This window comes from Frateuria sp. GZRe12, assembly GCF_051900535.1.
Lineage (GTDB): Bacteria > Pseudomonadota > Gammaproteobacteria > Xanthomonadales > Rhodanobacteraceae > Frateuria_A.
Window position 1 is genome coordinate 1 of the sequence record NZ_JBHZGI010000007.1, and the last position, 20,985, is coordinate 20,985.

At 66.2% G+C, this 20,985-nt stretch carries 21 protein-coding genes; 8 read left to right on the forward strand and 13 right to left on the reverse strand.

The genetic code is table 11. From position 1 onward, the window contains the following. Window positions 1-1,805: 1,805 nt before the first annotated feature. The 4 genes from ACFWZ4_RS14355 to ACFWZ4_RS14370 form a co-directional block, all read right to left on the reverse strand. Entirely contained in the window at window positions 1,806-2,129 is a 324-nt protein-coding gene (locus tag ACFWZ4_RS14355) for a hypothetical protein (RefSeq protein WP_439705360.1), read from the reverse strand. 436 nt (window positions 2,130-2,565) lie between these two features. After that, on the reverse strand, window positions 2,566-3,009 hold the full coding sequence (locus tag ACFWZ4_RS14360) for a hypothetical protein (protein ID WP_439705361.1): 444 nt from the start codon (window positions 3,007-3,009) through the stop codon (window positions 2,566-2,568). 66 nt (window positions 3,010-3,075) lie between these two features. Continuing rightward, window positions 3,076-3,453: a hypothetical protein gene (locus ACFWZ4_RS14365; RefSeq protein WP_439705362.1), complete on the reverse strand. Its 378-nt coding sequence runs from the start codon at window positions 3,451-3,453 to the stop codon at window positions 3,076-3,078. 68 nt (window positions 3,454-3,521) lie between these two features. Beyond that, complete coding sequence (locus tag ACFWZ4_RS14370) at window positions 3,522-3,767, reverse strand: hypothetical protein (RefSeq protein WP_439705363.1); 246 nt, start codon at window positions 3,765-3,767, stop codon at window positions 3,522-3,524. A gap of 181 nt (window positions 3,768-3,948) precedes the next feature. Here ACFWZ4_RS14370 and ACFWZ4_RS14375 point away from each other — a divergent pair, with 181 nt between their 5' ends. Next, entirely contained in the window at window positions 3,949-4,092 is a 144-nt protein-coding gene (locus tag ACFWZ4_RS14375) for a hypothetical protein (RefSeq protein WP_439705170.1), read from the forward strand. A 273-nt stretch (window positions 4,093-4,365) separates the two neighbouring features. Here ACFWZ4_RS14375 and ACFWZ4_RS14380 read toward each other — a convergent pair whose 3' ends face one another. From ACFWZ4_RS14380 to ACFWZ4_RS14395, 4 genes are all read right to left on the reverse strand, one after another. Beyond that, a complete protein-coding gene (locus tag ACFWZ4_RS14380; RefSeq protein ID WP_439705364.1) occupies window positions 4,366-6,618 on the reverse strand; it encodes a molybdopterin cofactor-binding domain-containing protein in 2,253 nt (750 codons plus the stop codon). Beyond that, window positions 6,615-7,142, reverse strand: coding sequence for a (2Fe-2S)-binding protein (locus tag ACFWZ4_RS14385; RefSeq protein ID WP_439705365.1), 528 nt, complete (start codon window positions 7,140-7,142; stop codon window positions 6,615-6,617). The genes ACFWZ4_RS14380 and ACFWZ4_RS14385 overlap by 4 nt, the downstream gene beginning before the upstream one ends. Before the next feature lie 197 nt (window positions 7,143-7,339). After that, complete coding sequence (locus ACFWZ4_RS14390) at window positions 7,340-8,659, reverse strand: APC family permease (RefSeq protein ID WP_439705366.1); 1,320 nt, start codon at window positions 8,657-8,659, stop codon at window positions 7,340-7,342. A 183-nt stretch (window positions 8,660-8,842) separates the two neighbouring features. Further along, window positions 8,843-9,718, reverse strand: a complete 876-nt coding sequence (locus tag ACFWZ4_RS14395; protein ID WP_439705367.1) for a PhzF family phenazine biosynthesis protein — start codon at window positions 9,716-9,718, stop codon at window positions 8,843-8,845. Window positions 9,719-9,860: 142 nt separating this feature from the next. Between ACFWZ4_RS14395 and ACFWZ4_RS14400 the strand changes: the two genes are divergently transcribed. The 7 genes from ACFWZ4_RS14400 to murD all read left to right on the forward strand — a co-directional run bounded on the left by ACFWZ4_RS14400 (window position 9,861) and on the right by murD (window position 19,089). Next, window positions 9,861-10,517, forward strand: coding sequence for an outer membrane beta-barrel protein (locus ACFWZ4_RS14400; RefSeq protein ID WP_439705368.1), 657 nt, complete (start codon window positions 9,861-9,863; stop codon window positions 10,515-10,517). A 59-nt stretch (window positions 10,518-10,576) separates the two neighbouring features. Beyond that, window positions 10,577-11,191, forward strand: coding sequence for an outer membrane beta-barrel protein (locus ACFWZ4_RS14405; RefSeq protein ID WP_439705369.1), 615 nt, complete (start codon window positions 10,577-10,579; stop codon window positions 11,189-11,191). Window positions 11,192-11,321: 130 nt separating this feature from the next. Continuing rightward, complete coding sequence (locus ACFWZ4_RS14410; RefSeq protein ID WP_439705370.1) at window positions 11,322-12,836, forward strand: fumarate hydratase; 1,515 nt, start codon at window positions 11,322-11,324, stop codon at window positions 12,834-12,836. Window positions 12,837-13,245: 409 nt separating this feature from the next. After that, entirely contained in the window at window positions 13,246-15,819 is a 2,574-nt protein-coding gene (locus ACFWZ4_RS14415) for a bifunctional aspartate kinase/diaminopimelate decarboxylase (RefSeq protein ID WP_439705519.1), read from the forward strand. A gap of 180 nt (window positions 15,820-15,999) precedes the next feature. After that, a complete protein-coding gene (locus tag ACFWZ4_RS14420; protein WP_439705371.1) occupies window positions 16,000-16,392 on the forward strand; it encodes an endonuclease domain-containing protein in 393 nt (130 codons plus the stop codon). A 13-nt stretch (window positions 16,393-16,405) separates the two neighbouring features. Next, window positions 16,406-17,731 carry a UDP-N-acetyl-alpha-D-muramoyl-L-alanyl-L-glutamate epimerase gene (gene murL / locus ACFWZ4_RS14425; RefSeq protein ID WP_439705520.1) on the forward strand — a complete coding sequence of 442 codons (1,326 nt, stop codon included), beginning with the start codon at window positions 16,406-16,408 and terminating at the stop codon, window positions 17,729-17,731. Next, window positions 17,731-19,089, forward strand: a complete 1,359-nt coding sequence (murD, locus tag ACFWZ4_RS14430) for a UDP-N-acetylmuramoyl-L-alanine--D-glutamate ligase (protein WP_439705372.1) — start codon at window positions 17,731-17,733, stop codon at window positions 19,087-19,089. The genes murL and murD overlap by 1 nt, the downstream gene beginning before the upstream one ends. Before the next feature lie 262 nt (window positions 19,090-19,351). On the opposite strand, the gene ACFWZ4_RS14435 is transcribed toward murD, so the two are convergent. The 5 genes from ACFWZ4_RS14435 to ACFWZ4_RS14455 form a co-directional block, all read right to left on the reverse strand. Next, on the reverse strand, window positions 19,352-19,639 hold the full coding sequence (locus tag ACFWZ4_RS14435; RefSeq protein ID WP_439705373.1) for a KGG domain-containing protein: 288 nt from the start codon (window positions 19,637-19,639) through the stop codon (window positions 19,352-19,354). 105 nt (window positions 19,640-19,744) lie between these two features. Further along, window positions 19,745-19,951, reverse strand: a complete 207-nt coding sequence (locus tag ACFWZ4_RS14440) for a DUF2795 domain-containing protein (RefSeq protein ID WP_439705374.1) — start codon at window positions 19,949-19,951, stop codon at window positions 19,745-19,747. Window positions 19,952-19,965: 14 nt separating this feature from the next. Continuing rightward, window positions 19,966-20,289 (reverse strand): hypothetical protein, encoded by a 324-nt coding sequence (locus tag ACFWZ4_RS14445; protein WP_439705375.1) that lies wholly within the window; start codon window positions 20,287-20,289, stop codon window positions 19,966-19,968. A 189-nt stretch (window positions 20,290-20,478) separates the two neighbouring features. Then, window positions 20,479-20,712 (reverse strand): hypothetical protein, encoded by a 234-nt coding sequence (locus ACFWZ4_RS14450; RefSeq protein WP_439705376.1) that lies wholly within the window; start codon window positions 20,710-20,712, stop codon window positions 20,479-20,481. A gap of 60 nt (window positions 20,713-20,772) precedes the next feature. Next, on the reverse strand, window positions 20,773-20,955 hold the full coding sequence (locus tag ACFWZ4_RS14455) for a hypothetical protein (RefSeq protein WP_439705377.1): 183 nt from the start codon (window positions 20,953-20,955) through the stop codon (window positions 20,773-20,775). Between the last annotated feature and the right edge of the window lie 30 nt (window positions 20,956-20,985).

The following is a 20,985-nucleotide window of genomic DNA, read 5'->3' on the forward strand; positions in this document are numbered from 1 at the left end:
CGCGCCGCATCTTGTAGCAGCGGTAGGCCGTAGAAGTACGTAGCGATGCATGCACCAAGAAGAACCGTCACCACCAGGATCGTAAAGATGATGGGATTCTTCAGAGGCATGCCTGCGGCCTAACGCTTGAGTTAAGCGGCGCGCGCTTTCGCGCGTCCGCTTGAATGAGTAGTTAGGCGACAGGCTCAAGGTCATCTGGGAAGGCGCCAGCCTGTTGCCACTCTTGGCTAGTGAAGTCTTCCGGGACGTCCCGCCGGCGCCACGCCCGGTTGAGGTGAGCATAGATGTGGCCCAGGTTGAGGCGAAACTCTACTTCTGAGTACTCGGGGTTAGCCTGGATCTCTGCGAGCAAGTTGCCCAAGTGTTCGTGCGCGTCCGCTAAGTCGTCTAGCAGGAAAGACCATCCGAGCGGGTTGGAATCGCGGTTGATCATGCTCTCTGCCTAACGCTGGATTTAAGCGGCGGCGAAGCCGTCCGCCTTGAATGAATTGTTAGGCAACGATTCACGTCATTGTGGGCCAAAAAACGCTCTTTCGAATCTCCGTTTCGATTAGCTGGAGCTCCCGCTGGTACTTGGGCTCTTGTTCTTGCCCCGAGAGCAAGGTGTACGAAAAATTAGCGACGCGTACATTGTCAGGAGGTATTACTTGCGCCAAGGACCAGTAAGTAAGGTGCAACTTTTGTCCGCCTTCGAAGGAACGTTGGCTATAACGAGCAAAGGCGTACCCGCTTGCGAGGACCTCAATCGGCCCATCTTCAATGCAGCCTGACAACGTTGATAGCACCTCGGAGGCTTGTGCGGTTGTAATAGGAGAAGGCGCCTGTGCCGAGATTGTAGCCAGCCGAAGTGTCCCTGACCCGTTGGCCTCTTCGTAGAAACAGGCCCCACCGTCTTGCCCATACTCTTCGACCCAAGCGGCCGGTACACGAAAGGTGATCAAGCCACCTCGGTAAGAAATCCTTTTCAGTGTGGGTCCATCAATTTGCATGAGATCGCCTAACGCTGGAATTAAGCGGCGGCGAAGCCGTCCGCTTGAATGAGTGGTTAGAGCTGCGCCCGCTCAACCTTACGCTTGTTGAAGCGACGCACCGCTCTTGTGGTGGTGTATGCGATGAAACTTGGAGTTATTGTCACGCCCCCAAAGAACCACGCAAGGAACTGTTGGGACGAATCCGAGTGCGCAAAGTGCAAGCAAGCTCCCCCGAAAGCCACGAGCCAGGCGACGGCTACCGCCGTAGCCCACCACAACATTTTTTTGAAAAATGCTCGACCATTTGGGGCGCTGAGTTTGGTAGCTAGACTGGTCTTGTGAGTGACGTCATGAACGGCGTAAGACAAGCGAGTGAGGAACGACCAGCCCAACAACCCGATGGAGGCTCCGAGGAACAACGCGAAGAAGTTCATAGGCTCTAACGCTTGAGTTAAGCGGCGGCGAAGCCGTCCGCCTTGAACGAGTTGTTAGACGCCAACATGGTGGCATGCCGCTTTCGCTGCTTGCCAAGCCATAGACGCCTCCTGAAAAGCGGGATCGCTGAGCCACAAGCTACCCCAAAGCTTTTCATGCTGCTGCAAGCGAGTGGAGAGGCCTTGGCCTGTCTCGCGGCTGAGCGCCACCGCGAGAAGCGGGGCCGCATGCGCCAGTAGCGCTGTGTAGCTGGAGCGGTCTTCGGCGCGTGCAGTGGTGCCGGCCGCATGCTCCAGCGCCAACACATAGTGAGCTATTGCTCTTGCCGCATCCATGACTGCCACCGTCTAACGCTGGAGTTAAGCGGCGCGCGTCAGCGCGTCCGCCTTGAACGAGTTGTTAGGCCGCATTTGGGCCGGAAAGGAAGGACAGCCCAAGAAACAAGATCATGTAGATTGCGAAGAACACAAGCATGGCATCGGACAGCTTGGATAGGTAAGGGTCGTTGAGAGCCCGATGCTCGCGTGCGAACAAGAACTTCATGGTTGCCCAGCCGGTAGCAATGTTGTTGCGCAGAAAGAGCGACGGTTTGCCCATTGCCTCGTATTTTTGAGGATGAGCTGCCTCCAGACGATTGAAGAGCAGCTTTATAAGCACGAACCACACGATGACCATGCCGAAGAGCACGAAGAAAAGGACGGTCGAGGGTGCCTGAGGGTACATAAGATTACCGGCTTGGCCTAACGCTGGAGTTAAGCGGCGGCGTAGCCGTCCGCCTTGAACGAATTGTTAGACGCCGCCGCTACCTTGGCAGAGCTCGTGGAACCACTCCGGCCACGCGTCGTGCTCGGCGTAGTGGAGCACGACTGCAGAGCGTTGAGCGCTATTCATAACAGCGCTCCGCTCGCCAAGGACCTCATCTTTGATGAGGTGAACTTCTAGAAAGTACTCGTAGCCAGCTGCCTTGACATGGCTTGGAAGGCCGCCATGGTCGTCGAGACGGACGAGCATTGCGTCTGAGCTCTCGCGCCATGGACGGCGCGCAACGATGCAAAGGTCGTCTGCTGCCGAATCTAGGTGAGCGAAAATTTGGCCGAGGGTCATAGACGTCTAACGCTAGAATTGAGCGGCGGCGCAGCCGTCCGCCTCGAATGCTTGGTTAGCTGCTTTGTTCGAAGGCTAGCAGCATAGAGGAGAGCGTCGCTTGCTCGTCTTGGCCGAGTGACTCAGCGCATGAGTCACGGATGCCTTTGACGAGATAGAACTCGGTGTCGTTGCGGATAATGCCGCGCTTCACGACTGCTTTGTACTGCCTTGAATACCGTCGGCGCATCTCGGCGAGCGTGACCGAACCTGCCTGATGCAACTTTGCATCTAGGGCCGCGAGCTGCTGCTGCGTATAGCTTTGAAGTGACTCAATTGCATCATTGGCAGCTTGCCGCGCACCAATGAGCGCTTGGGCCTTTCCCCGTGTGGTAGCAATGTGCCTGGCGACGTTTGAGGGGTGGACAGGATTGGCCGGATCGATGTTCCAAGCGTGAGTGGCAAAGATGCTCACGAACGAAAGAAGCTCCGAGTATTCACGTTCTTTGTCCGCCGACATTTGCAGCCTCGTGGAAGCTAACGCTGGAGTTAAGCGGCGGCGAAGCCGTCCGCCTTGAACGAAATGTTAGGGTGCGCTCCGCGCCTGTGCCACACATTTTTCTCTGACACTCGGCACGGTGTCATATGCCTTTTTTGTGTCGGGGGTAAGTTTGGCATAACCGTTAGCTTCCTTGCTCTTCGTAACTATGGCGATGTAATCAGCGAAGGAAAATGCGACAGGCAGGTTGCTTGAAAGACAGCCACAAAAGGCACTGTTGCCGAAAGCCTTGAGGCACTCATATTTCATGGCATGAGCCTGCTCATCGACTTGAGCCTGCAACTGATTCAGTAGGTCGATGGCTTTGTCTGCGTGCGCGCGCTGATCAAGTTGTTCTAGGGACTGAGGGTGGCTGCCAAAAGTAAGGCACGACAGGAACAAGCCGATCGCGAGCTGCATTTTCACGTAAACCTCCTTGTGCGGCCTAACGCTGGAGTTAAGCGGCGGCGAAGCCGTCCGCCTTGAACGAGTTGTTAGGCATGGGCGCCGAGAGTGTTGTTGTAGACGGCAATAAGCGACCAAGCCAAGACGAGTACAAGGAGACCAGCGAGCGAAATTTGGTTGGTGTGGCGCTGAACGTCAAGGCCACGCGGATACTGCCCAAGGGTTACTAGAAGCAATGACGCGCGACCGAGGTTGAACAGAATGAGCGACCAGATGACGTAGTACGCGATGAACTTGGCGACGGCAACGAAGCCCCTGGCGATTTCTTCTTGCATGGGATGCGATGCCTAACGCTGGAGTTAAGCGGCGGCGTAGCCGTCCGCCTTGAACGAGTTGTTAGCGGCCACCCGAAAGCAACGCCACTTTGACCCAAGGATGATCTTGATCTTGCCTCTCGGCAACGTAGCCATCTTGCATGTCTGCACAGGCATTGATTGAAGGATCGCGACTGGTCAAATGCCCAACACCGACATTATGGAAATCCTCGGCTCCAACGTGGTCGTGCTGCCCACAGGAAAAATTCCAGTAACCCTCTTCGTGCGCCACGAGCAAGATTGGCCTCGACTTGTCAAAGACGTGGCAGCAGACGATGACCCCTAGGTTCGATGGTGAAAAGTTCATGACCGCTAACGCTTAGTAGACCCCGAATCGGGGCATATGCACCGGATGGTGGGTCGCGGTCTGGGCCAGGTCAAGCGGCGGAAATTCCTTGCAGTTCAGTGCGGCTAGTTCGCACACGCGAGCTTCCGCACCCGCCTGCGGCGAGGTGCATATCGCGCGAAACGGGGTGCTAACGGTTATTGGTGCGGAAGCGGGGGAATAAGCCGTATGGTCCGCGCGCCGATCTTGCGACGCGCGGGTTCGCGCCTGGGTTCAGAGCAAGCGCAGCAGTTCCTTCATCAGCGGCAGGCGCCGCACGCGGACGGCGGTGGCGCGGAAGACCGCGTTGGCGAGGGCGGGGGCGGCGGTGGGCATGGCCAGGAAGCTGGCGCCGGTGGGGGCGCGGTCGTTGGGGACCAGGATGACTTCGACGTCGTTGGGCAACTGGGCCATGCTGGCCAGTGGGTAGTCCTTGAAGTTCTGCTGCTGGACCTGGCCATTCCTGAAGGTGATGGCCGGGTTGAGCGCGTTGGACAAGGCGTCGAGAGTCGCGCCGGCGATCTGGCCTTGCAGGCCCAGCGGATTGATCACGCGGCCGACGTCCGCGGCGCAGATCGCACGCACGATCTCGAGCTTCTCGCCGTGCATCGCCACTTCGATGGCGTGGGCGACGTATGCCCCTTCGACGTGCCAGCAGGCCACGCCCATGCCGTTGACGTTGTGCAGCCAGTTCTTCCAGTCGATGCGGTCGGTCACCAGCTTGAGCACGTTGAGCAGGCGGCCAACGTCGAGCATGCCGCCGCCGGCCAGCGGCACCTGCCGCGCGTCGCCGAGCAGGCGCAGGCGGGTATCGAGCGGGTTCTCGCGCAAGGTGTGGGCGATCTCGTCGATGAAGCTCTCGACCGCGAAGGCATTGGTGACGTGCGGCTCGCCGCGGAACGGGCCGCGCGGCATCGCCGAGGCGAGGCTGTACCAGTCGTTGCGGTAGGCGGGCACCAGGCCGGCGGGCAGTTGGTCGGCGGCGACCTCGGACGTCCACAGCCGGTCGGCGGCGACGCCGCGGCCTGCGAGCGCGGACGCGCTGGCCATGCGCTGGTCCCAGGCGATGAGCTTGCGCTTGCGGCCGATGATCGCCTTGATCTTGTGCACGGTGCCGGAGCGGTAGTAGTCGTGCGTCAGGCCCTGCTCGCGGGTCCACATCAGGCGCACGGGCTTGTCGACGGCCTTGGCGAGCATCACCGCCTCGGCGACGTAGTCGTGGTCGAGCCGGCGACCGTAGCCGCCACCCACGCGCGGAACTTCGATGGCGATCTTGTCCGGCGCAAGGCCGGTGAGGCGCTGCACCACGGACCAGGCCTGCTTCGGCGACTGGGTGGGCACGACCAGCGTGGCCTGGTCCTTGTCCAGGCGCACCAGGCAGTTCATCGGTTCGGGCGTGGCGTGGGCCAGCCACGGTTGCATGTAGGTGGCCTCGACGCGGCGCGCGGCCTTGCGGCTGGCGGCCTTGAGGTCGCCCTCGTCGCGCAGGCGGGTGGTCGGTGCGCTATCGGTGTCGAGCAGGGCGAGGGCCTGCGCTTCGAGCTTGCTGCTGTCCTGCTCGGCGCTGTGGGCGCCGGGCTTCCATTCGATCTTGAGCTCGGCCAGGCCACGCAGCGCCGCCCAGGTGTTTTCGGCCAGCACGGCGACGGCCGGGGCGATCGCGGTCTCACCCGGCGCCACGCCGGACTCGGGGTTGATCGGCATCACCTTGACCACGCCCTTGATCGCCAGCGCCGGGGCGGTCTCGATGCTGGCCAGGCTGCCGTCGGGCCAGGGGCACTGGGCGAGCACCGCGACCAATGCGTCGGCGTAATGCGTGTCGAGCGCGTAGCGGGTCTGGCCGGTGACGATGCGCCGTGCGTCGACGTCGCCGGCGGGCTGGCCGACCAGCGTGTAGCGCTGCGGCGGTTTCAGCGGGAGCGGTGCGTTGGGCGGATCGATCTTGCTCGCCGCCTCGACCAGGGTGCCGTAGGGGAAGCGCCGACCGTCCGGCGTGACCACCATTCCGGCTTCGCAGCGCAGCCGATCGGCGGCGATCCCCAGGCGTCGCGCCCCGGCCTGGGTGATCAGCCAGCGCGCCAGCGCGCCGGCCTGGCGCAGATCGGCCCATGCGGCGGGAATCGAGTCGCCGGTGCCGCTGCGCTGGTGGCCGTAGGTCCACACCGGCTTGCCGTCCTTTGCCTCGACGCCCAGGCCCAGCGGCACCACGGTGACGCGGGTCCAGTCGGCATCCAGTTCCTCGGCGAGGATGCGCGGTAGCGCGGTGGCGGTGCCGGTGCCGGTATCCGGGTCGCGCGCGCCGATCAGCACGTTGCCGTCGCGATCGATGCGCACATAGGCGCCTAGCTGGCCGAGGTCGTCGCCGAGCATGGCGGGCGGGATCGGCACCTCGGTCTTGGCATAGCCCACGCCCACCACCAGCGCGCCGGCGGTGCCGGCGAGCACCTGGAGGAAGCGACGACGCGAAAACTGCGGGCCGCCGCTCATGCCTTTACTCCCGCGGCGCGCTTGATCGCGCGGCGCACGCGCGTCTGCACGCCGCAGCGGCAGCGGTTGGGCAGCTTGTCGATGTCCTCGTCGGAGGGTTTGGGCTTGCGCGTGAGCAGGTCGATGCCGGCGATCAGCCAGCCGGGCGTGCAGTAGCCGCAGCCGATCGCGTCCTCGTCGATGAAGGCCTGCTGCAGCGGATGCAGGCTGCCGTCGCCGCCGGCCAGGCCCTCGACGGTGGTGACGCGGGCGCCGGCGAGCTTGGCCATCGGGCGCTTGATCGCCGAGACCGCCTTGCCGTTGACCAGCACCAGGTCGTAGCCGTCCTCGCCGTGCGCGTCGCCCAGCTTGGTGCCGGTCAGGCGCAGCACGTCGCGCAGGTACCACAGCAGCGGCATCAGCGGATCGCCGGTGTGCCGGAAGCGCTCGCCGTTGACGATCAGGTCGATGCCCTCGCGCACCGGCTCCGGCGTGATGTCGCCGGTGGTGGCGGGCGGCAGGCCCTGGGCTTGCGCTTGCTGCATCGTCAGGATCTCCACGCGAGGGTCGCCTATTGTGGCATCGCGCGGGTGACGAGGCAGCCGGGGGAGCGAGTGGCGTTCAGGCGCCGCCGGCCGCAGCATTGCCTGTGATAGCCAACTCGTGGGCGATGCTCGTTGACGTCGTAGTGGCGCAAGCACCGCCCACGGGTGGGCTCCTGCAACAGCGTAGCTGGTTGCGGCTACGGCTGTGCCCTGCGCCGCCACACGTAATACACCGGCACGCCGGCCAGCATGATCAGCACGCCAATGCCGGCGTTGCGCGGGTTATCGCGCATGGTCGCGACCACCACCGCGCCGATCGCGGCGACGAACAGCAGCGGCAGCAGCGGGTAGCCGGGGACACGGAACGGCACCTCGCCGCGGTCGTGGCGGCGGTACCAGAACAGCGTCGCCACGCCCACCGCGCAGGCCAGCCAGTCGCCGAAGGTGGCGTAGTCCAGCAAGGCCCCATAGCTTCCCGACAGCGCCAGCACGATCGCCCAGCCCGAGAGCGCGGCCAGCGCGACGTTCGGTGTGCGGTGGCGCGGATGCAGCCTGGCCACGGCGCCGAAAAAAAGTCCGTCCGCACCCATCACCTGCAGCACGCGCGCGCCGGCGACCAGCGTGATGTTGCAGAAGCCCAGCGTGGAGATCGCGATACCCACCGCCATCAGCCTCGCGCCGACGGGGCCGAACATGCGGTCCATCACCTGCGCGGCCGGTGCGGTGCTGGCGGCAAGTCCCTCGTGCCCGAGTACGGCAAGGTAGGCAAGGTTGACCAGCGCGTAGGCGCCGATCACCACCAGCATGCCGATCAGCAGCGCGCGCGGCAGGTTGCGCTGCGGCGCGTCGATCTCACCGGCCAGGTTGTTGAGGTAGGTGAAGCCCGAATAGGCGAACAGCACCGGCAGCGCCGCGCCCATGAAGCCCACGCCGCTGCGCTCGGGATCGACCGCCAGCGCCGCCGGCGCATGCGCGCCGGCCAGGTACAGGCCGCACGCCACCAGCACCGCCACCGCCAGCAGCTTGAGCAGTGCGAACAGGTTTTGCACCTGCGCACCCAGCCTGAGCCCGAACAGGTTGACCAGCGCCACGAACACCAGTGCGCCCACGGTCAGCGGCAGCGCGGCCGACGCCGGCAGGGCGAAGGCGGCGACCGTGTAGCTGGCGAAGATCGTGGCGACCGCCGCGGTCGAGCCGGAATAGATCACCAGCAGCATGGTCCAGCCGAACAGGAAGCCCGCCAGCGGCCCGAACGCCTCGCGCAGATAGACGTAAGTACCACCCGCCTGCGGCCGCCGCGCGCCGAGCTCGGCGTAGCACAGCGCGCCCACCAGCGTGAGCAGCCCCGCGCCGATCCAGGCCAGCAGCAGCGCCAGGCCCGATTCGGTGCGCTGTGCGGCGATGCCCGGGTTGAGGAAGATGCCACCACCGATGATGCCGCCGACCACGATGAGGGCGGCATCCCAGGGGCCCAGGCTGCGCCGGTAGCCCTGCGGTGCGTGGTTGCCTGTGTCCATGCGATACCCCTTGAGAGAGCGGGGAGCATCGCCGGTGCGGTGTACCCCGGGCAAGCGCTGGACCGCCAAAGGCCTCGCAGGGGCTTGGTCCGGCCGCCGTCGCGGGCTCCGGGCGACCGGGCAGTGGGCCGAAGCCACCCCATGTGGGTTTTCGGGTGCGACGATGGCGCCGACCGCGCCGGATCAATCGAGCGAGAACGTCCCACGCACGCCGATCACGCACTGGCCGCCGACGGTGACGGCACCGGAGGCCGCGTCGATGACTACCGCCACGCGCCCGTCCCGGCCCACTTCGCGGCCCTGGCTGGCGACGTAGCGGCCGCCATAGCGCGCTACGTCGCCCGTGTGGTGCAGCAATGCGCCGATGGCCGCATTGGCGCTTCCGGTGACCGGATCTTCCGGAATGCCATCGGCCGGGCAGAACGCGCGCACCGCCATCGCCGCATCGCCGCCGTCCTCGGCGCCGAACACGCTCACGCCCACGGCGCCGTGCGCCAGGCACAACGCTGCGATGGCAGACAGATTGGGCGCCAGCGCGCGCACGGTGCGTGCCTGGCCGAGGTCGCAGACCAGCCACAATGGGCCGTTGTCGACCGGATGCACTGCCGTGGAGGCAAGTTCGATCCCCAGGGCACCGGCAAGCGACGCGGCAAGCGATGCATCGGCGTGGCCGATGCGCGCTTGCGGCGCCTGCACATGGATCATGCGCGTGGCGCCGCTGCCCTGCACGGCCACCGGCAACAGCCCGGCGGCGCACTCCTGCACCAGTTCCGACTGCACCGGCACGCAGCCGGTCTCGATCGCGGCATAGGCGCTGCCCACGCTGGGATGACCGGCGAAGGGCAGCTCCTGGCGCGGGGTGAAGATACGCACGCGGTAGTCCGCGCCCGGTTGGGTGGGACGCAGCAGGAACGTGGTTTCGGAAAGATTGGTCCAGCGTGCGATGCGCTGCATCGTCAGCCCGTCCAGCGCGTCCGCGCCGATCACCACCGCCAGCGGGTTGCCCTCGAGCAGGCGCGAGGCGAACACGTCCAGTTGCAGAAAGTCGAAGGTGGCCATCAGCGTTGTTCCGGCAATACGAAGGAAGTCGGAGTGTAGGTGATCCCCTACAGCGCAAATTTTTACGCAACCATAAAATGCGCGCCGCCCGGCACACCCCACCGGGCTTTACCCAACAAGACAAAAACAGGGATTTCCAAGCATGAACAAGATTCTGACCGTCGCCCTCGGCGCGGCGCTCGTTGCCGCCTCCGCCTCGGCTTCCGCCGCGGATGCCAATGGCTCCTTCTTCATCAACGCCGGCGTGGGCCAGGCGCAGTACCACGTCGGCCACACCGACGGCCTGGGCTACAAGCTCGACGACAAGGACACCGCCGGCGCACTGCGCTTCGGTTACGCGTGGAAGGTCGGCAACGGCTTCGACCTGGGCGTGGAGGGTGGCTACGCCAACCTGGGCAAGCTCGTTGCCAAGTACCACGGTGAGAACGAAGACGCTTCCCTCATCGTGAACGAGAAGGCCGACATCGAAGCCAGCGGCTGGATGCTCGGCGCCAACGGCAAGTACGACTTCGGCAACAAGTGGTTCGTCTCGGCGCGCGCCGGCTGGTTCCGCTCCACCGCGGACGCTTCCTACCGCTACGAGGAAATCTACGCCGACGCGCCGGACTACCGCGAATACGCCAGCGGCGACGCCGACGGCAACGGCTGGTACGGCGGCGTGGGCGTGGGCTACAACTTCGCGCCGAACTTCAGCCTCGGCCTGAACTACGACAACTACCACGGCAAGGCCAAGACCGACCTCGGCAGCATCGATGGCAACATCGGCGTGTACACGGTCACCGCGGAATTCCGCTTCTGATCGACCGGCGGCGGGCCTGCGAAGGTCCGCCGCTTCCGCTTTCCCTCAAGGACGAATCCATGAACAAGTACGTGATCTCCCTTTCCGCCCTGATCCTGGCCGGTGCCTGCAGCTCCGCTGTCGCACAGGACAATGGCGCGTTCTTCGTCAACGCCGGCGCGGGCCAGTCGACGTATCACCTCGACGCCGCCGACGGTGGCAACTATGCCGGCGACAAGACCGGTACCGCGACCGCCCTGCGCCTCGGCTACCTGTGGCACGGCCCGGTGGGTATCGGCGTCGAAGGGGGCTACATCGACCTGGGCGAGCTGCATGCCTCGCTGATCAGCGGCGCCGTCCTCGAGGAGGCCTCGGTCCGCGCGAAAGGCTGGCTGCTCGGCGCGACGGGCAAATACCATTTCGCCGACCAGTGGTTCGTGTCGGCACGCGGCGGCTGGCTGCATGCGTCCAGCGACGTCGACTACCGGATCAGCACCCCGGTCGACTCCATGAGCGCCAGCAGCAGCGCCAACGGCGACGGCTGGTACGGCGGCGTGGGCGTGGGCTACGACTTCTCCGACAATGTTGGCCTGTGCGTCAACTACGACAACTACCACGTCAAGGCCAGGACCGACGACCTGTCGGCCGATGCCAACGTCGGTACCTGGATGGTGACGGCCGAATACCGCTTCTGAGCGGATGGCCGAGGGTCCCCGCGACGGCCGCCTCGAGCGGCCGTTGTTTTGTCCGGCCCGGCCGGCTGCGGCACAATACCGCTCTTGTGCGCCGCGCAAGGCGGTGCGTCGAAGCCGAAAAAAGCCGCCCATGACCATCATCAAGCAAGACGACCTGATCCAGTCCGTCGCCGACGCGCTGCAGTACATCAGCTACTACCACCCGGTCGACTACATCACCAGCCTCGCCGCCGCCTACGAGCGCGAGGAATCGCCTGCCGCGCGCGACGCGATGGCGCAGATCCTGATCAACTCGCGCATGGCCGCCGAGGGCCACCGGCCGCTGTGCCAGGACACCGGCATTGTCACCGTGTTCCTGAAGGTCGGCATGGATGTGCGCTGGGACGCGACCATGAGCCTGGAGGACATGGTCAACGAGGGCGTGCGGCGCGCCTACAACCATCCGGAAAACAAGCTTCGCGCTTCCGTGCTGGCCGATCCGGCCGGCAAGCGCCTGAACACGCGCGACAACACGCCTGCGGTGATCAACATGTCGATCGTGCCGGGCAATACCGTGGACGTGATCGTGGCGGCCAAGGGCGGCGGCTCGGAGGCCAAATCCAAGTTCGTGATGCTCAACCCGTCCGACTCCATCGTCGACTGGGTGCTCAAGACCGTGCCGACCATGGGTGCCGGCTGGTGCCCGCCGGGCATGCTCGGTATCGGCATCGGCGGTACCGCCGAGAAGGCGATGCTGCTGGCGAAGGAATCGCTGATGGAGCACATCGACATCCAGGAACTGATCGCGCGCGGGCCGACCAACCGCATCGAGGAACTGCGCATCGAGCTGTACGACAAGGTCAATGCGCTGGGCATTGGCGCGCAGGGCCTGGGCGGCCTGACCACCGTGCTCGACGTGAAGATCAAGGACTACCCGACCCACGCGGCCAACCTGCCGGTGGCGATGATCCCCAACTGCGCGGCCACCCGGCATGCCCACTTCACGCTGGACGGCTCGGGGCCGGTGATGCTCGACCCGCCCTCGCTGGAGCACTGGCCCAAACTCACCTACGACGCCTCCAAGGGCCGCCGCGTGAACCTCGACACCGTCACCCGCGAGGCAGTGGCGACCTGGAAGCCGGGCGAGGTGCTGCTGCTCAACGGCAAGCTGCTGACCGGGCGCGATGCGGCCCACAAGCGCATGGTCGACATGCTCAACAAGGGCGAGCCGCTGCCGGTCGATTTCAACGGTCGCTTCATCTACTACGTCGGGCCGGTCGACCCGGTGCGCGACGAGGTGGTCGGCCCCGCAGGCCCCACCACTGCGACGCGCATGGACAAGTTCACGGGACAAGTGCTGGCGCAGACCGGCCTGCTGGGCATGGTCGGCAAGGCCGAGCGCGGCCCGGCGGCGATCGAGGCGATCAAGGAGCACCGGTCGGTCTACCTGATGGCGGTGGGCGGCGCGGCTTATCTGGTGTCGAAGGCGATCAAGGCCTCGCGCGTGGTGGGTTTCGCGGACCTCGGCATGGAGGCGATCTACGAGTTCGAGGTCAAGGACATGCCGGTGACCGTGGCGGTCGATTCCGCGGGCACGTCGGTGCACCAGACCGGACCGAAGGAGTGGCAGGCGCGGATCGGCAAGATCCCCGTCGTTGTGCAATAACACCGTGCGCGCAGCGCACACGTTCGCATCCTCTCCCTCCGGGGAGAGGATTGAGGTTAGGGGCGGGGGCTCGCGGGAAGCGGCTCTGCTTCGTTCCCCTTTCGGGGAGAGGGCCAGGATGGGAGCCTGCGCCCGCCGTGAGTGGCCTCCTCCCCCAGGCAGGGGTTGAGGCAAGGGTCGACCTCTCTCACCCCAGCCTCTCTCCCCGGAGGGAGAGGGCTGATCGGGAGGCTCGCCGCATTTGGATGTCTAAACGTCCATATTTTGCCCGCAAAAATCCATTGCATTCCTCTTGCCGCAGCGCAACACTGGCGCGATTGTTTCCCGCCACCACTGCAATGGAGCCCTCGTGACCCCGCAAAACCCCGCGCCGCTTCCGGCGGACGCGCCCGTACCAGGCCAACCCTGGATCGTGATGAAGTTCGGCGGCACGTCCGTCGCGACGCTGCCGCGCTGGCAGAACATCCGTGAGCTGATCGCCAGCCGCCGCGCCGAAGGCGCCCGCGTGCTGGTGGTCGTGTCCGCGCTCACCGGCATCACCGACGCACTGAAACAGCTGTGCGCCGAGGGCAACGGGGACAAACGCAAGGCGGCGGCCGGTGCGATCGCGCAACGCCACCACGACCTGCTGGGCCATATGCAGCTGCCGTTGCCGGACGCCGTCGCCGCGCGGCTGGCCGACCTGGCGGCGCTGGCCGCCGAGGGTCCGGCGTTGCTGGGCGAACTGGCCTGGGCGGCGCAGATACAGGCGCACGGCGAGTTGATGTCCAGCGCACTGGGCGCGGCCTACCTCAGCGCCAGCGGCCTGCCCACCCAATGGGTGGATGCGCGCGAATGCCTGGCCGCCATCGCGCTGCCCAACCAGAACGAGCGCACGCGGCTGCTTTCGGCCACGGTCGAGGCGCATCCCGATGCGGCCCTTGCCGCGCGGCTGGCCGGGCAGGGCGAGGTATTCATCACCCAGGGCTTCATTGCGCGTGAAAGCCAGGGCCGTACCGTGTTGCTCGGTCGCGGCGGATCGGACACCTCGGCGGCGTACTTCGGCGCGTTGCTCAAGGCCTCGCGGGTGGAGATCTGGACCGACGTGGCAGGCATGTTCACCGCCAACCCGCGCCAGGTGCCCGGCGCGCGCCTGCTCCAGCGCCTGGACTACGAAGAAGCCCAGGAAATCGCCACCACCGGCGCCAAGGTATTGCACCCGCGCTGCCTGTCGCCGTTGCGCGAGCCGCGCGTGCCGCTGCTGATCAAGGACACCAACCGGCCCGAGCTCGAAGGCACGGTGATCGGCCCGGAGGTGCGCGAGCACGCGCCGAGCGTCAAGGCGATCAGCGCGCGCAAGGGCCTCACCCTGGTGTCGATGGAGTCGGTCGGCATGTGGCAGCAGGTCGGCTTCCTGGCCGACGTGTTCGCGCAGTTCAAGAAGCACGGGCTGTCGGTGGATCTCATCGGCTCGGCCGAAACCAACGTCACGGTGTCGCTGGACCCGACCGAGAACCTGCTCGATTCGGACGCGGTCGCCGCGCTGGCGGCGGACCTGGCGAAGGTGTGCCGGGTCAAGGTGATTGCGCCTTGCGCGGCGATCACCCTGGTCGGCCGCGGCATGCGTTCGATGCTCCACACGCTCTCGACCGTGCTGGCCGAGTTCGGCCAGCTGCGCGTGCATCTGATCTCGCAGTCGTCCAACAATCTCAACCTCACCTTCGTGGTGGACGAGACGGTCGTCGACGAGCTGCTGCCGCACCTGCACGAGCTGCTGATCTCGGCCGGCGCGTTGCGCACCGACGACAGCGCACTGTTCGGCCCGAGCTGGCAGGCGCTGTACGGCAGCGGCGAAGCCGCGGCGCAGGTGGCCGCCTGGTGGCGCGATCCGGCCGCGCGCGAGCGCCTGCTGGCGCTGGCCGCGGAAGCCACCCCGCGTTACGTCTACCACCTGCCCACGGTGCGCGCGCAGGCGCGGGCGATGCAGTCGCTGGGCGTGGTCGACCGCGTGCACTACGCGGTGAAGGCCAACACCCATCCGGCGATCCTGCGTGCGCTGGCCGCGGAAGGCTTCGCCTTCGAATGCGTGTCGCCGGGCGAGCTGAATGCCGTGCTGGCGACTGTGCCGGATACCACGCCGCTGCTGTTCACGCCCAACTTCGCCCGCCGCGCCGACTACGCCGAGGCACTGGCCACACGCGCCACGGTCACCCTCGACGCGCTGCATCCGCTGGAGCATTGGGGCGAACTGTTCCGTGGTCGCGAGATCGTGCTGCGGGTGGATCTCGGTCGCGGGCTGGGCCATCACGAAAAGGTGCGCACCGGCGGCAACGGCAGCAAGTTCGGGCTGCCCGTGGAGCAAATCGATGCCTTCCTGCGCCTTGCCGACACGCACCAGGTCAGCGTGCGCGGGCTGCATGCGCACCTGGGCTCGGGTGTGCTCGATCCGAAGCACTGGGGCGAGGTGTACGCGCAGCTGGCGAGCCTGGCCGAACGCATCGGCAGCGTGGCCTTCCTCAACATCGGCGGCGGCCTGGGCGTTCCTTCGCACCCGGGCGAGGCGCCGCTGGACATGGTGGCGCTGGAGCGCGTGCTGCGCGAGGTCAAGGCGGCCTATCCGCATTACCAGCTCTGGATGGAGCCGGGACGTTATCTCGTCGCCGATGCCGGCGTGCTGTTGGCTCGCGTTACCCAGATCAAGGGCAAGGGCAGCCTGCGCTACCTCGGCGTGGACACCGGCATGGACAGCCTGATTCGCCCGACCCTGTACGACGCCTGGCACGAGATCGTGAACCTCACGCGGCTGGATGCGCCGGCCGAGGCGCTCTACCAGGTGGTCGGACCGATCTGCGAGTCGGGTGACGTGCTGGGTACGGACCGGCGTTTGCCCGAAGCGCAGGAGGGGGACGTGATGTTGATTGCGCAGGCGGGGGCGTACGGCAAGGTGATGTCGTCGCGGTACAACCTGCGGGAAGAGGCGGACGAGGTGATCTTGGGCGACTGAGGCGAGCCCCGGCCCCTCACCCATCCCTCCTCCCCGGAAGGGAGAGGGAGCCGGTTCCGCGAAGGAGGTTCATGAGCGACGCCGATGCTCTTGCTCCCTCTCCCCTCCGGGGAGAGGGCTGGGGTGAGGGGTCGCTCTAGCGAAAGACCCTAAGAGAGCGAGGCTTCAAGGATGAAACGCATGAACCGGGGTCGGGCGCGCGGACTGCGCATTGGCATGACCGACGCCGAACAGGCGCTTTGGTACCGCCTGCGGAATCGGCAGCTGGATGGCTGCAAGTTCCGCAGGCAGCACGAGGTGGACCGCTACGTGGTCGACTTCGTCTGCGCGGAGCGGATGCTGGTGGTGGAACTCGACGGTGGCCAGCACCTGGAACAGCAGGATTACGACCCGGCACGTACGCGTTACCTCCAGGCCAAGGGCTACCGCGTGCTGCGTTTCTGGAACAATGACGTATTGACGAATATCGAGAGCGTGCTCGAGGTGGTGACGGAGGGCCTGGCGAGCCCCGGCCCCTCACCCCAGCCCTCTCCCCAGAGGGGAGAGGGATCCAAGCACGTTCCATCGGAGTGAACGAGTGACGACAATCAACCCGCGCCTGACCCAGAGCTTCCGCTTCGTGCGAGCCACCTACGCCGGCGGCGTGGCCGAACTCGTCTACGCCTTCGATCAGGGCGAGGAAATGGTCGAGCGTGTCCGCTTCCCGGACGCCCCCACGGTGCCGGCGCAACGCCAGCAGGCCTTCGACGCGGCGCTGAAGTTGCTGCACCTGATCGCCGGCGTGAGCTACTACAAGGCGGGCGTGCCGCCGAAGATCGACATCGAACCGCTGGATGAGGCGACGGCCGACCTGGCCGACGCGTTGTATCTGCACGGACTGGCCGAATTCGCCTATCGCAATGGTTTGGACCTGCGCGGGCGTATCGCCTTCCCGCGCGGCGCCGCCACGCTGTCCACGGCGCCTTCCCTCGACCTCCCCCAACGCACGCTCGTCCCCATCGGCGGCGGCAAGGACTCGCTCGTTGCGGTGGAGGCGATCAAGTCGATCGGCGGCGAGGCCACCGCGGTATGGGTCGGCAATTCCCCGCTGATCGCCGCCTGCGCCGAGCGCACCGGGCTGCCGACGCTCAACATCCAGCGCGAACTCTCGCCGGTGCTGTTCGAACTCAACCGCCTGGGTGCCTGGAACGGCCACATCCCGGTGACTGCGGTGAACTCGGCGATCCTGGTGCTGGCGGCGATCCTCTACGGTTACGACTCGATCGCCTTCGCCAACGAGCGCTCCGCTTCGGCCGCGACGCTCGAGTACGAGGGCCAGCAGGTGAACCACCAGTGGAGCAAGGGTTTGGCCTTCGAGGTATTGCTCTCGGACTGGCTGCACACCCACGTGGCCGCGGACCTGGACTACTGCTCGCTGCTGCGGCCCTGGTCGGAACTGGCGATCACGCGCGCCTTCGCGCGACTCACGCCGTACTTCGACGCCTTCTCCAGCTGCAACCGCAACTTCCGCATCCTCGGGCCCAAGCCGGCCGACCGCTGGTGCGGGCAGTGCCCAAAGTGCCATTTCGTGTTTCTGGCGCTCGCGCCGTTCCTGCCCAAGCCTCGGCTGCTTTCGATCTTCGGACGCAACCTGCTGGATGACGAAAGTCAGGCGGCCGGTTTCGATGCCCTTCTGGAGTACCAGGACCACAAGCCGTTCGAGTGCGTCGGCGAGGGAGCCGAGGCGCGCGCGGCGATGTACGCATTGAGCCAGCGTTCGGAATGGCAGGAGGACGCGCTGGTCGCCCGTTTCATCCGCGAGATCCTGCCGCAGCTCGACCGTTCCCGGCTGGCGCTAGAGCCCTGGCTCACGCCGTCGGACGAACACCGCGTGCCGGCCCGGCTGCGGTGCGCGCTGGAGGCGATCGGCTGATGCGTATCGCCGATTTGGCCGGCCAGCGCGTGGCCATCTGGGGTTTCGGCCGCGAGGGCAGGGCGGCGATTGCGGCGTTGCATGCACGCCTGCCGCAGTTGCCGTTGACGCTGTTCTGCAGCGCCGCCGAGGTGGCCGCGGCGCAGGCGTTCGATCCTGCGTTGCTGGTGCATGCCGAGGAGCCCGACGCGGTCGCGCTGGGCGGCTTCGACGTGGTGGTGAAATCGCCGGGCATTTCCGCCTACAAGCCAGCGCTGCTCGGTGCACAGGCCAGCGGCACGCGCTTCACCTCCGGTACCGCGCTGTGGTTTGCCGAGCAGCCGCAGGCGCCGGTGGTGGCGGTGACCGGCACCAAGGGCAAGAGCACGACCACGGCGTTGATCGCGCACCTGGCCCGATCGCTGGGTGTGCGTACGGCGCTGGCCGGCAATATCGGCCTGCCGCTGCTGGAACTGCTCGACGTAGAGGCGCAGCTGTGGGCGGTGGAGCTGTCCAGCTTCCAGACCGGCGAGGCAGGGCCGCTGCCGTTGGGCGTGATCACCAGCCTCTACGAGGAGCACCTGGACTGGCACGGATCGCGCGAGCGTTACGTCGCCGACAAGCTCAAGCTCGCGCAGGCGGCGCGCACGCTGCTGGTCAACGGCATGCAGGAGACGCTGCTCGAGCACACCGCGGCGCATCCGCGGCGCGTGCTGTTCGGGACGCCTGAAGGTTGGCACGTGCGCGATGGGTCCATCCGGCGCGCCGGCGAGCGCGTCTTCGCCGTGTCCGCATTGCCGGTGCCTGGCCAGCACAACGCGCTCAACGCGTGCGCTGCACTGGCCGCGCTGGAGGCGATGGGGCACGACGCGCGCGCGGCGGCGCCGGCGCTGGCGCGTTTCCACGCTCTGCCGCACCGCCTGCAGCCGCTGGGCGAGCACGACGGTCGTGCGTGGATCAACGACTCGATCAGCACCACGCCGCAGGCGACGCTGGCGGCCCTGGCGAGCCTGCAGGGGCGCGCGGTCACCGTCATCGTGGGTGGCCATGATCGCGGTCTGGACTGGTCGGAGTTCGTCCAGGCCGTGAGCGACCAGCCCGATCTGGCGATCGTGGCCCAAGGGTCTAACGGACCGCGCATCGCGGCGGCGTTGGGCGAGGCGCAAGCGGTGGGTGAGGTCGTGCTGGTGGCTACGCTTGCCGAGGCGGTGGAGCGGGCCCGGGCGTTGACGCCCGCGGGCGGCGTGGTGCTGCTGTCGCCCGGCGCGCCGAGTTTCGACCAGTTCCACGACTACGCCGAGCGTGGCCGGCGCTTTGCCGAGCTGGCGGGGTTCGATGGGTTGGCGATCAGCGGCATCGAAGGACTTGGCGTCGCCTGACCGGGTGCGGCAGCACATCGACTTCGGCCTTCGCCTAAGCCCGGGGCGGGCGAAGCCTCTCGTATCGCCTGTCTTGACCGCAGACGGCCCTCAGCTTCTGGTGACGAGCGCTCGAATGGTCATGCGCCACGCCCGTTCGCGCCGAGCGCACGCGCGCATCGTCGAAGTCGTCCTATCCCGGCGAGGAGGATGCTCACGGGCGGGGAAGGTCCGGGTGGAGCGGCGTGCGAGGCATCGCCGCCATCCGGATCGCGAAGGCGTGCTAGCCCTCCGACTCCCTGCCCTTGTTGACCAGGTCGCGAACGCGATGGCCGCCCTTGGTGCCCAGTTCCGAGTAACCCTGGGAGCCGAGTTCCTCCCTGCGTGCTTCGCCGCCCTTCTTGCCGAGCGCCGAATACCCTTCCGGGCCCAACTGACTCTTGCGCGTCTCTCCGCCTTTCTTGCCCATCTGCGAGTAGCCCTCGGGGCCGAGCTGTTCCTTGCGGATCTCGCCGCCCCTCTGGCCGGCTTCGCGCACGGTCATGTTGCCGGTGTTCTTGTTGCTTGCCATGGTTTGCACCTCTCGGTTGGCAGTGGTCGGCGAAGCCCACGCGGGCTCCAAAGGTCTTGCCGGGCTGTGGCGTTCGCCTGCATGGCGAACGGCCACGCCATGGGGCTACTCGACGTCGCCGTAGCCCTTCATCACGTCCTGCGGGCCGCCATAGTTGTCCTCGGGCAGCTCGCGGATGGTCCGCATCACCTCCTCGGGCGCGTCGTTGCGGCGCGCGGCGTCGATCAGGTCCCGCTTCCCGGCCGGGTACTCCACGCCAGACAGATACTTCTGCACGTTGGCGGGTGAATTGCCGCCTAAACCTCGTGTCATGGTGAACCTCCTCGTTACTCGTCGTGCTCGGACTCCTTGCCCTTGTTGATCAGGTCGCGCACGCGCTGCCCACCCTTGGCGCCCAGTTCGGAATAGCCTTCCCGACCCAGCTGCTCCTTGCGGGTTTCGCCGCCTTCACGGCCGATTTCGCTCATCGCGTTCGGGCCGCGCTGCTCGCGCAAGGCCTCCACGCCCTGGTGCCCGAGGTTTGAATAACCTGAGGGACCGAGCTGTCCCTTGCGGATCTCGCCGCCCCGCTGGCCGGCTTCGCGCACGGTCATGTCTCCGCTGCCTCTGGGGCTGGACGGGGTGTGATTGTTGCGTTCGGTGTTTGCCATGGTCTGTCTCCGGGTGGATGGGAGGAGCCCGCCAGGGGCGAGGCATGCGCTGCAACCCGTATGCCAGCGCGCAAGGCGCCAAGCCACGCCGGTTGCGAGCCGGGAGGCGGATGGCTGGGCGTGTAATTTGCGCCTGCCGGTGGAAAGAACTGCCAGCCCTGCGCGCGTGCGTGGAGCGCCTGCCTGGTTTCAGTTGCCCTCGCTCTGCTTGCCCTTGTTGATCAAGTCGCGCACGCGATGTCCGCCTTTCGTACCCAGTGCCGAATAACCCTCCGATCCCAGCGCTTGCCTGCGTGCTTCGCCGCCTTTCCTGCCGATCTCCGAATAGCCTTCGGGACCGAGTTGTTCCTTGCGGATCTCTCCGCCTTTCTGGCCGGCCTCGCGGACGGTCATGCCGCCCCTGTCGTTGTTCTGGTGCTTCATGGCTGTCTCCTGGCTTCGATGCGAAGGACGTACGGTGGTGGTCGCCATGCACGCCGCCGATCAGTGGCGGCGGCCGTCGCGGTCCTCGGCCTCGCGGCCCCGCTCGACCAGTTCGCGCTCGCGCTGCCCGCCCTTGTGGCCGCCCATCTGACCGGCCTCGCGGACAGTCATGTCGCCCTTGCCGCTGCCATGGGCCTGTTTCGAGTGTTGCTGGTCGCGGTCGTTTTGCTGTTTGTTTCTCATCGGTCGGCTCCCGTGCTGGATCGTGGTGAC